This window comes from Pseudomonas synxantha (assembly GCF_900105675.1).
In the GTDB taxonomy this organism is placed as follows: domain Bacteria; phylum Pseudomonadota; class Gammaproteobacteria; order Pseudomonadales; family Pseudomonadaceae; genus Aquipseudomonas; species Aquipseudomonas synxantha.
Map to the genome: position 1 here is coordinate 4,220,039 of NZ_LT629786.1, position 12,017 is coordinate 4,232,055.

The 12,017-nt window shown below is 61.7% G+C and carries 4 protein-coding genes; 3 read left to right on the forward strand and 1 reads right to left on the reverse strand.

Features of this window, described 5'->3' with window-relative positions; genetic code table 11:
• Positions 1 to 101: 101 nt before the first annotated feature.
• Positions 102 to 5,648 (forward strand): dermonecrotic toxin domain-containing protein, encoded by a 5,547-nt coding sequence (locus BLU48_RS19715; RefSeq protein WP_231988977.1) that lies wholly within the window; start codon positions 102 to 104, stop codon positions 5,646 to 5,648.
• An 80-nt stretch (positions 5,649 to 5,728) separates the two neighbouring features.
• Complete coding sequence (gene metR, locus BLU48_RS19720; RefSeq protein WP_043051677.1) at positions 5,729 to 6,646, forward strand: transcriptional regulator MetR; 918 nt, start codon at positions 5,729 to 5,731, stop codon at positions 6,644 to 6,646.
• A gap of 582 nt (positions 6,647 to 7,228) precedes the next feature.
• Here the strand turns inward: metR and BLU48_RS19730 are convergent.
• A complete protein-coding gene (locus tag BLU48_RS19730; protein WP_057021417.1) occupies positions 7,229 to 7,642 on the reverse strand; it encodes an NUDIX hydrolase in 414 nt (137 codons plus the stop codon).
• Between the two features lie 188 nt (positions 7,643 to 7,830).
• Between BLU48_RS19730 and BLU48_RS19735 the strand changes: the two genes are divergently transcribed.
• Positions 7,831 to 12,012, forward strand: a complete 4,182-nt coding sequence (locus BLU48_RS19735; protein WP_057021418.1) for a hypothetical protein — start codon at positions 7,831 to 7,833, stop codon at positions 12,010 to 12,012.
• Positions 12,013 to 12,017: the final 5 nt, after the last annotated feature.

Here is a 12,017-nt window from a genome sequence, read left to right on the forward strand (position 1 = left end):
AATGAAGATCGCTCAGCGGTCGTGTCGATAGCTATATGACGCCAGCCGCCTCCCATGCCGCCCTCTAATGGGAGATTGAAATCATAGAGCGACTCAACACCATGACTGATCCCACATTCGCCCCGCAGGCGCGTCCGCTGCTGCAGCGCAACATCGACGAAACCCTACTGTGGGATGCAACGCTACGTTGGCAGGATTGCCACCGCGAGATGCTCGCGCTGATGACCGGCATCCCGAGCGTGCGCAGCTCCATCAACCGACTCCTCAGGGAGCAGCTGCAACTGGACGGTGAGCAGGTGGTACTGGAGTTTGCCGCCACAGCGCAACGCGGCCGCAGCCGGATCTCCCTGACCGAAGCCTGCCTGTACATGCAGCAACATCCCGGCATGGATACCGCGCAGGCCCCCCAGGGCAGCCTCCTTTATTTGCCGGCGCAGCACACACTGGCGCAGTACAGTGTCGCCCAGTGGCTGGACGAGTTGAAAAGCCTGGACCTGGAACAGGCCATCGATGACAACTGGCTGCGGTATTGGCGCACGGAGCGCGCGCCCTATACGCCGGTGACGTGCCTCAAGCGTGCATTCGAACTGTACCGGGCTCACTTCGAGGCCAGCGCTGAACGATTGTTGGCCGAAGGCAAGGTCAATGCCGAAGTCCTCGCACCGGTGTTTTCCCTGCTGCACCCAACGGCAGCCGAAGGCCCGCCCCTCTATGTCGAACAGGTGCTGCTCAAGCCCGCCGATAACCGCGCCATTGCCCTGCCCGGCGCCTGGGTGCTGAGCGTGGATGACGAACAACCGGTCAACCAGCTTTTGTACCTGCCGACCCTCGCACCGGTGTGGCATACCTTCACCCAGCGCGCGGACATGGAACGTTGGTTGCTCGATCGGCAACAGGCGTTGTTTGCCATCACCGCAGGCGACCCCCTGGCGACCATTGAGTACAAGCTCAACACCAAGCCGCTGGAGGCCGGCATCAGTCTCTGGTTCACCCAGTTGGCCAAGGCGCAATACCAGAACGCGATCAAGCCCGTGGCCGACGTCACGCTCGACAATGCCTTCCTGGCGCGCCTGCACGTCGATCAACTCGATGCCCGGCACCATCCGCTGTTTTCCAAGGCGCCATCGCTGCCGGAGGCAGACCCCGGCACATTTGCGCAGCAGGAGTTCCCGCAGTTCGGCCACCTGAATAATACGGTTGATGCCGCTCAGCGCATGGCCCTGATACAGCATCACCGCAACGCCCTCGAAAGCGTGTTGGCCGACGAAATGGCCGCCGGCCCAAACGGCACACGCTGGCTGTCCCTCAAGCAACAAATGGATGACTTGAAAGTGCAGCGCAAGGCCGCAGAGCAAGCGGCCCGTGCCATGTTGAAACGGCGCCCGCTGGACCTCACCACCCTCAACCGCCACTACACCGCACTGTACCAGGCGCGTATGCAGGGAATACGGATCGAGGCCCGGATCCAGCGAAGCCTGGAGCACATCAGCGACGAAGACCTGCAACAACTCGAAAGCGCCTTGGACACACCCAAGCCGAATGTCGCAGCATTGGCGCTCTCCATCACCCAGTCCGGCACCTCCAACCGTACCGAACTCAAAGGCCCCCTGGTCTTCCTGCCGCCATCAGACCGGCAGACACCCACCGGCACACATTTCATTTACTGGCCCGGCAGCGACGGCGCCTTGCAGCGCTTTGCCTCAAGGCAAGCCCTGGAAGAAGGCCTGTTCAGAATCCAGCCCGAGGATGAGGTGCTGGCCCTGCACTTCGTCGCACTGGCCGAAGACCCGTTCGACTACAGCCTGCGTAGCCAGCAAACCGCCTTTGAAGAACAGGCCACACGGTTGCGCCAGACCTGGTCCGCCCACGAGCACGCGGCACGGCTGGCCGGTGAGCTGGAAAACCTGTGCGAACAGACCTTGCCGACCCTGTTGATACCCGATAACTCGGCCCGTGAAGCGGCGTTTCTACAGCTGCTTGAGCAACACAACAGTCGCTTGCTGACCGAGCAATTGCCGACCTGGTTACTCACTCAAACCCCCGATGACCGGGAAGCGCTCAAGACACTGCTCGACGCCTATATTTACGCGTTGAAACGCGCCCAGGCGCTGATGGATCGCTCTTTGTTATCGCGCGACGTGTTTGTGCGCCAGCAAGTCGATGCACGGTTGCGCAAGGATTTCGCCCTCGACAAAGGCTTTACCGTGCAACTGGAGCTGCCCGATACAGTCGCGCAAAAGCGCGATATCGTTGCCGGTGCCGCGCCGGGGACGCCGGTAAAGACTATTGATGTACCCAGCGCCAAGCGCAGCAGAATGTCCGTGGAAGAACTGGCGTTGCGCAACATCGGCAGCGACATCAGCCTGCGCCTGGGCTTCATGAGTACAGAGGTGACCGCCGACGACCCCACTGAACTGGCCACCCTCAGGGCCGGTGTCACCGCGGCCTACCTGGCGAGCACAGTGCCCGATCTCAACCTGGCCAAGCGCTATGAAGACCTGATCCTCGAAACATTCAGAGGGTTCACGCGAGAGTCCGCGCACCAGAAAAAATACCGTCGCGAATGTCTGATCGAACCCTGGCGCTTGACGCTCAAGGCCCAGGGCCTGCTCGCACGCATGCAGAACCACATCAACTCCGACGAGTTGCGCCTGCTGAACATTGCGATCGATGCCGATACTCACGCGGCCTGGAATGTCGACGGCCAACGTATCAGCCTGCTGCCGGCCCACCTGAGTGCAGGCGGCCAAGACACCCAGGAGCAAAGCCCGATCACGCTGTCGGGCATCACCTTCATTGAGGAAAGGAATTGCGGCAAGACATTGCTCTATTTGCCTGAGGCGCCCGACCAGCGTTGCCTGCGCAGTTACGCCAGCCTCAACCAGGCGCGCCTTGCCCTGTTTGAACTGTGCCGCCTCGACAGCATGGTGGAATACGTGGCAGGCCGCGCGATCAAGGGCGACGTGCGGGCACACATCAGTCGCATTGACCAGGCCACCGTCAAAGGCTACGACGCAATGATCCAGGCCGGCGTGCCTTGGCCGGCCAGCACCTCGCTGGCCGCCCATCAACTTGATGCCCATATGGGCCGGCTGATCGAAGCCAATCGCAATGACGCGCGCGCCAACGCGGACCTGGCCCATGAAAAATACGCACTCAAGCGCGGCAAATTGTTCAACGGCATCAAGATCGCCCTGAACGTTGTGCCGTTTATCGGCACCGCCATGTCCCTGGTCGACGCGACCACCAGCCTGTATCAAGCGGTAGCGGCATTCCAGCGCGGCGAAACCGCCCATGGCATCGATCAATTGGCCTCGGTATTCGACTGCCTGGTGTATGCCGCCCTGGATGCCCTGACCCTGGCCGCCGCGCCCGGTGCAAGAGCCAGCAAGGCCAGCCAGTTGACCCACGCTCGCCAACTGCAACCCGTCTCCCGCGCAAGCTTCTGGCGCTCGCTGAAATCGCACCAGGGCACCACCACCCGCCAGCGCTTCGCCGGGTATGAACATCCTGAGCCCCTTGACCCAGGCTTATTGCAACCGGTGCACAGCGGGCCTTACCGGCACACCTTGCGCCACACCTCGGGAGAGCATTTCATTTTCAGTGAAGGGCGCCATTTCAAAGTCAGGTTCGACGCCACCACCCACGAAACGCGCCTGGTCGCCGGCGGCAAATACTATTCACCGGCCATTGCCCTGGACCACGCCCTGCAATGGGACACTTATTCGGCCCTGCACGGTGGGCACCTCACCGGTTATTCAGGGGGCAGCCGGCGACCTGGGCGCGGGTCACGTCGCCCAGGCTCTGCGGTGCCCGCCGCTGTGGAACGCCAGACTCCCCCCGCAGTGGCCAACGTCAACCAGCAGCGCCAGGCCAGGCTGGGGGAGATCAACCGGCTGACGCGAGAGTTCGACGCACAGGTGGTGGAAACCAGCCGGGCAGTGAAGCGGCTTGACGACCAATTCGCCATTGCCACCGACGCCGCCGGCACGGTCCAAAGGTTCGAGGAAACCAGCGCGCTGGACTCGCTGTTGGCCAGTGACATCGAGAAAGGCAAGCGACTGTACGCACTGAACGAAACAGCCGCGGGGTTCGACGGCAGCACCTTGCGGCAGGACATCGCCCAGAATCAGAGTCGCAACGCCCATGTTGTGAGTGATCGCTTGCTGAATCAGGCACTCAACGCCAATCGACGGATGCTCAACGCGCAGGACCAGATCCTGGACCTGTCGGCACGCAAGCAGGCGATGCGCGCTTTCGGCCCTGAACACCAGGCGGCTGAAGCGGCGATCAAACGGCTGCGAAGCGCAATGATCGATGACCTGAACCGCATGAGCAGCCTCCTGGATGAGCTGGATACCTGGACCCCGCGCATCACGGTGCCGTCCAACAGGGCACAAGTCACCGATCTTCTGGAAAAGCTGCGCAAACAGCACACCCCACTCAACCTGTTGACGATGAAAGCCGGGCACATACTGCAAAACCTGCACGGCCCACGTAACCCTGCAGATCTGACGTGGGTGTACCAGGAACTGGTGCTGCATGAGGCCATGAAAAAGCTGGATCGCACCCTGGTCACCCACCTGCAACTGCCCCAGGCCAACATCAGCAGGGCCCAGCGCAATCTGGCACTGCAGAACATCCTTGAGGTGTATAAGCAATTTCATCGTGACCTGACGGCCTGGAGTGTCAGCTCACCGGGGCATTTTGACGCGCCTCAGGTGCAGTCCATGCTGGACAACCTCAACCAATTGGTAAAAACCGCCCGTCAAGGCATCAAAAAGGCCCACACCCAGCCACCGGCCTCGGCCACCAAGACCACCTTTGAAACCGAGGATGGGCAACTGCTGATAGGTACCGAGCAGCCCAAACAACAGCAATCGCCCAGACGGTTCATCGTCAGCGACGAAGCCGGAAACCCCGTGGAGGTATGGGACCAACTCGCCAACAACGACCAGTTCCGCCTGAACACTGCGCTGAGTCAGCCGACACCAGTGCCCCCGACGCTGTCCAGCAACATCACGACGGTCGCCGCTGAGGCCCGTACCCGCTTGAACGGGGTGGATGTCTATGAAAATACGGTGCGGTCCTACAAAACCATGGAACCGGTCAGTGTCGAACACATGCTGGTCAGTGAAGCCAAGGCCCTGGAAGCACGCGCCAACAAGGTACATGCCCTGGACGCCAACCATACATTGATCGAACCGCTGCGCAGCCGAGCCACCGCCCTCAGGAACGCCGGTCGGGATTTACGCATCGAACGCACGTTGGCCAGTAAGATGCCGAGCGAGGGCTACCTGGACTACCTGATTGAGCACAACCGAGTGGAAATTCGTAAAGTTGGGACCCGACGCGAGCTGAAGCAAAAACGCCCCGACGGCACCACCGATTACCTGCAGGAGTACGCGATCCACGACCGCCAGGCCCCGGACACTCCGGTATGGTATGCGCACTTTCACTACACGCTGGCCGACTCGGCGCTCGACAGTTTTGCCAAGGCGCATTTGAAAATACCGGATCAACGTTACCTGGGTCTGCATTGGCAAATGGCCGCCGAAGGACGCGGTGTAACCTTTGCCGACCTGAAGATCTGGCGCGGCAACATCGGTAAGCCGATCGCCAATAAGCATTTCAGCGTGGCCCAATAGCCGCATAGTAAACGGTGAACAAACATGAGCAGAACTCAATGGGTTAACATTGAACGCAAATTCTGCTCATGGAGGCCATCGTGCTGGAAATCCGTCATCTCAAGACCCTGCACGCCTTGCGCGAGGCCGACAGCCTGGTGGAAGCCGCCGAACGCCTGCACTTGACCCAGTCCGCCCTGTCTCATCAGTTCAAGGAACTGGAAGAGCGCCTGGGCATGCCGCTGTTCGTGCGCAAGACCAAGCCGCTGCGCTTCACCAGCGCCGGCTTGCGCCTGCTGCAACTGGCCGACGCTACCCTGCCGTTGCTGCGTGGCGCCGAGCGTGATATTGCGCGTTTGGCCGGCGGCACCGCCGGGCGTCTGCATATGGCCATCGAATGCCACAGCTGCTTCCAATGGCTGATGCCGACCATCGACCAGTTCCGCGATGCCTGGCCGGAAGTCGAGTTGGACCTGGCCTCCGGCTTTGCCTTCGCGCCACTGCCGGCCCTGGCCCGCGGCGACCTGGACCTGGTAGTGACCTCCGACCCGCTGGAATTGGCCGGTATCACCTACGTGCCGTTGTTCACCTATGAGGCCATGCTGGCGGTGGCCAACCAGCATCCGCTGGCGAACAAACCCTACATCGTGCCCGAAGACCTGCTCACCGAAACCCTGATCACCTACCCGGTGGAGCGCGACCGCCTGGATATCTTCACGCGCTTCCTGGAACCCGCCGACGTCGAGCCGGCCCAGGTGCGCACCTCGGAACTCACGGTGATGATGATGCAACTGGTGGCCAGCGGCCGCGGCGTGTGCGGCATGCCCCATTGGGCCCTGCATGAATACAGTTCACGCGGCTACGTGAAGGCCAAGCGCCTGGGCGAGAAAGGCTTGTTTGCGACGCTGTATGCCGGGATCCGAGCGGACATGCTGGACGCGCCGTATATGCGCGACTTCCTGCTGACGGCCAAGGACACGTCGTTTTCTACGTTGGATGGGGTCAGCGCGGTGCGTTGAGCATGTCCTTACCCCTATGACGGGCTCACGGCGCCCCGCGATCCAAATGTGGGAGGGGCGGTGCGACGATTCGACTTGCCCCCGATGGCGGCCTGACAGCCGACCAGGATGTTGGATCAGACCGGGTACATATCCATTGCTGCGGTAACGGCCACTTAGGGTTCCGCTTTTACAGCGGGTCACTTTTGGAAAAGAGCCCCAAAAGTAACCAAAAAGGCTCTTGCCCCACCACTCGGCACCTCGCCCAGGCTCGGTGTGCCCGTAATCCGACAGGGATTTGGGGGGCCGCCGCCACGCGCCATCCATGGCGCGGGGCGGCTAAACCGGCATCCCTGCCGGTTTACCCCCCAAATCCCTGTCGAATTCCGGCCAGCGTGGTTTAACGGGGCGCCTAAGATCAAGATCAAAAGCAGGTCAAGATCAAGAGCGGCCCGCTTCGCATCGTGGTTACTGACGGTCGCTACGTCAGAGTTGTGTAGATACCCATGCGCATCGCAAGCCAGCTCCCACATGTGGATAGAGGTGCATCAGCTGGATACTCGCTACATGCCGCCCGCCCTCACATCGACCCAATTGCTCGCTTCAGGCCGGCGTTGTCAGTGAAGCGCGGTAAAACGGCAGGATATGGTCACGGGTCAACGGCGCCAACTGCAAGCCGCCGTCGCCGGCGGGGTCGATCCAGCGCACTTCTTCGATCTCCGCGGCTGGGTTTACTGCCACGTCGATCCGTAACTGGAACATCTGGGCTTCGACGATAAACCCTGGCTCGTTGGCGGCCGGCCCCGAGAATGTGCCGATGTACGTGGCTTTACTTGGGTCGATATGCAGGTCCAGTTCTTCGCGCAGCTCACGGGCCAGGGCTTGCACCGGCTGCTCGCCCGCATCGATCTTGCCGCCAGGTTGCATGAAGGCTTGGGTGCCGCGTTTACGCACCAGCAGGGTTTGGCCGTCGCTGCCGATCAGGATGGCAGCAGCAATGCGGATAGTCTTGGACATGGAACACCCCAGGTTCTGAAAGTCGCCAAGGATCCCATGGGCTTGCTGCCCACACAACCTTCTGCCCGGATGTGGCCGACATACATGCACCGCCGGCCCCATCACCGGCCACCCTAGACTCGCACACTCCTATAGCCCCGGGTGCGCCGCTCCGATAGCGCACCGAGCCCCTTTTGAAGAGTTTGCCCATGCATATTTCATTGCCGCCTACCCAGGAACCCTCGGCTGACGAACCTCAGGCCGATGGCACGCCTGCCGCGACCGCAGAGCCGGTGACGCTGCCCGTGGTTCCGCCGCCTTCGCTGTCCACAGACGCACAGTTGGCCCACCTCATCCGCGCCCTCGACACGCTCAATACCAAGACCCAGCAACTGTTACAGCAACAACCGAGTGTGGGCGGTGTGTACCAGCAGACATTGGCCGAGATATTCCCCGAGCTGCATCGGCCCATCGATCCCAACCAGATCTTTTACAGCCGCTATCGCGAAGGCCAGGACGGGCAAATGCAGCTGCTGTCGTGCGAAACGTTGGGCACGCTGCTCAACAGGCTGCGCGCACCGGACGCAGAGGCGTATCTGGCGACCCAAAGTGGCGCTTTCTACCGCGAACCCGACACCCTGGACGCCGACAAACGCCTCACTCCCACCGCCCAGACCGCCACCCTGCCCGGCCGATTGGAAGTCGCCATCAGCCTGAGCCTGAACACCTTCTGGCGCAGCGACCAGCCACCCCAGGCCAGCCCGCAAGCGCAACTGGTCGCCCTGCGTCGGCAGGTGCTGGCCCATCAACTGGCCCTGCGCGTCCTCGACGCTACGTTGTCGGCCAACGCCCAGGCGCTGGCAGAAACGGTGCTCAAGTACCCCAGTGACGCGGCGCGGGAACTGGCGCTACCCGTCGGCAGCAGGCCCGCGGCGTTCAGGCTGGCGCTCGCAGATGGCGGTGAGTTCGCCGGGGCATTTATCCTCAGCCTCCCCCAGGGCGCACGCCCAACGGGCAGCGTGGTGCTGTACAGCCCGGGCGAGGAATACGAGGAATTCGACGACCTGCAGCACTTGAATGACACCGTCGCAGCACGCATCCAGGACGGCGGGCCGGCCGCAACGCTGCTGGTAGCCAGCCTGCCCACAGCCGCCCGCAACGGCCTGGGCGGCCTGCCGGTATTGGCCAGCCAACCGATGCGAATCAGTGCCGACGTGATTGCTGACAGTGTCCACTCACTGCGCATACGCCAATATCATGCTGCCCGTCATGCGGTGCGCAGTGAGGTGTTGCCCCAGGCAGGCGAACTCGACGCGGCCGCCGACCTGGCCCCGCAATTGGATGTGGCCACTGCCTTCGCCGCACGCAACCTGCGCCTGATAGACGCCGAACCCGCCTGGTTGAAGACCGCCAGCGTGCAGGATCAGGCGCGGTACCGGCAATTAAACAAGGCGCTGCTTGATAGCAACCTGGTGCTGTTCCCGCTGCTGGAAGCGATCTCGAACCTGCAAGCGTTCTCTGAAGCGCAGACCGACAAGGTGTTGAAAAGACAAAAACCCATTTATGCCGACGTGGAGATCGACCCCTACAGAAGCCTGGTGCATCTGCGTGCATCCGCAGAACTTGGGTCGAGGTCGGCCGAGGTGCGCGGATATCGTGATGCGGCCAGCGGTATTGTCTACGTCAGCGAAGACCCCAGGATCAACATCCCGCACTCCCTGCAAGGCAAGCAGGTGAGGTGGGGCACCTGGCGCACCTCGACCCTCGTCGACCTGCGCACACTGGCCAGTTATGCCCGCCGTAATGTCGAGTCGTTCTCCGTGGCAAGCTTGCTCACGAGAATCAGCGCCAGCGCCGATATTGTCGACACCGCCGGCGTGCATCGAGGCAAGCTTGGCGATGAAGATTTGCGCGCGCTCGCCCAAGAGGCCGACATTGGCCAGGGCTACGCCACCTACCTGCGTAACGCGTTCGCACCGGATGGCGCGGGAAACATCTTTGCGGCAGCCTGGCAGGCGGCCTGCGCGGCGCAACTGAACAAGGATGCCTTGGAGAGCCGGCTCAACCCTGATGCCGACGCACTGTTTACCTTTCAGACCCCCGGCAGTGGGCGCGACTGGATAAAGGCCGTTGCCGAACACCCCGACTCGACCACCCGCCCCCGGATCAGCGATCACGAGATAGAGGTCAACCTGCTGGTCATGGGCGGTGCGCAGGCCAGGGGCCAGGGCGGGCAGGTGGTCAATCGCGTGCTGGTGATCCATCGCAAGGGCACCAGGCCTGACGGTGTCAGCCTGCTGTATACGCCGGACGCCCCGGATCGCATGCCCTTGCGTGAACTGGCCAAGGGCCTGGCGGAACTCGACACGCTCAAGGTCAGGGCCGAGTGGCGGGCCTACTTCAGGCCACGCATGGCGACCCAGGATGCCGAGGAAATCAAGCGGATCTTCAACGATACCCGTGGTGTGCATCGCTATGCCTTGATGCCCATCCACGGGAATCTCCACGCGTACCTGTATTCGGCGCAACTGGGGTTTCAACTGGCTCACGCCGACTTCCGCTCACGCAGTAACGCCGAGGTCTCCCGTGAGACGGCAGTGAACGCCTTTATGCTGGGCGTGGAGGTGGCAGATACCCTGCTCGGCCTGGTCCCCGGCAAAGCCACCCTGGCGCTGCTGCGCCGCGGTATCCAACGCGGGCTGGGCCTGGCCAGGCAACTGGGGCGGCGAATACCGGGGCTGGCGAAAACAATCGGCGCGGGCTACAAAACCCGCCTCACGCTGGCCGCTGCCTCCGTGCGCCCGCTGGAACCTGCCTGGGTCGATGTGGTGCCGTATCGGTTACCGGAGCAGATCGAGCCATTTTTCAATGTCGCAGGGTTTGCCCAAGCCAACCGCTACACGCTGTCACGCCAGACCGGCAGCGCACCGTATTTTTTTGACAAGCACAATAACCAGCGGATCGCGATGCGCGATCAAACGGGCCGCTATCACCTGTATCAATCCTATGTCGAGGACGGCGCACGCTATGTCAGCGACCCGGCAGGCACCAGGGCCAATTTCATGGTCGTGCCAGGCGATGCCAAGGGCTGGAAACCGCGATTCGAACGCAACGCCCAGGGCGGCGGGTCCATCCTCGGCGCCCTGCGCCCGCTCACCCCTGAACAGCAAGTGGACGCGGACCTGATCCTGGCCATGCAAGTCTACGCCACGGAAGCAGAGATGCGGGTGTTCGAAGAGGTCATCAGGCAAACCAGCGCCGCGCAAAAACTTAATTTCATCACCCGCGCACGCCAGCAGCTGGGTGCTAATGTGGATGAGGCTGAGTTTCGCCGCTGGCTGTCCAGACCCTACAGCTTGAGCACAGCCAATCAACAAAAACTACGCACGTCCGTACTGACCCTGCGCTTCGACCTGGCCGCATTCGAACACATTCATAAGTCGACCCGCAGCCTGACACCACCGCTGTCCGCCGCAGACAAGGATGAACTGTTCAAGCAGGTCAAACGGCTGATCGGCAAGAACGATAATTTCGCCAAGGAGATCCGCACCTCGATCTCCATCATCGACCCTGATACCGAGGCGCAATTCGTCGGCTACGCCATCACGCAAAAACATCAGAATGCGATGGAGCGGTTTGCGCACAAATATGAGCTCTACACCTGGCAACAGACGGCGATGAATGAGTTCATCAACGAACCTGCACGGCGCGCGCTGATCATCGAGTTGGCCGCCAACAGCAACATTGCCCGCGAACAGGCTGCGCACCAGTTCTTGTTACGGCCCGATGTAAACAAAACCCTGGAAGAGTTCATGAAGGATACCTTCAAGACCAAACTTGCCCGGCTTCAGGTCACTTCCTATTCAGAAGACTTCAAGCAATCCGGCGTGCCCTATATCGCCATGTCCCGGGGCAAACACGACGCAGACGCTGGCATCACCATGGTCGACAGCCGCACCGTCACGCAATTCGAACGGGAGTTGCCCAAATTCTCCACGCCCCTGGAATTTGAAGTACCCCGCGTTCAAACCCACAGGACCCAACGGCCGAAGCCGGCCCAGCCGACGGTCGCAGAAGCCATCCCCGTCCGCGACCCGGACATCAATATCGTGAAGCTGGATGACCTGGCGCAAACCCAGAAAAAACTCCTGCCCGACAGCGCCATTGCCAAGCTCGAACAGATCATCCAGGACATCCAGGCCGGACGCCTGAGCCGCAAGCGGATCAACAACTACACCTATGTTGATCTACCCCAGGTACAGCCCGGCTCGGGGCGTGGTCTGTGGCGGGTGGCGATAGAGCAAAACGGCAAGGAAGGTGGCAAGGATGTCTATATCATCCGGGGCGTCTTCGACTATCACGGCAGCAAGCACGTGGCCTGGGGCGTGTAGCCACG

Bases quoted from the DNA above. Each gene is read 5' to 3' on its own strand.
- BLU48_RS19735 (WP_057021418.1), top strand. From the start codon at position 7,831: ATGCATATTTCATTGCCGCCTACCCAGGAACCCTCGGCTGACGAACCT.
- BLU48_RS19715 (WP_231988977.1), top strand. From the start codon at position 102: ATGACTGATCCCACATTCGCCCCGCAGGCGCGTCCGCTGCTGCAGCGC.
- BLU48_RS19730 (WP_057021417.1), bottom strand. From the start codon at position 7,642: ATGTCCAAGACTATCCGCATTGCTGCTGCCATCCTGATCGGCAGCGAC.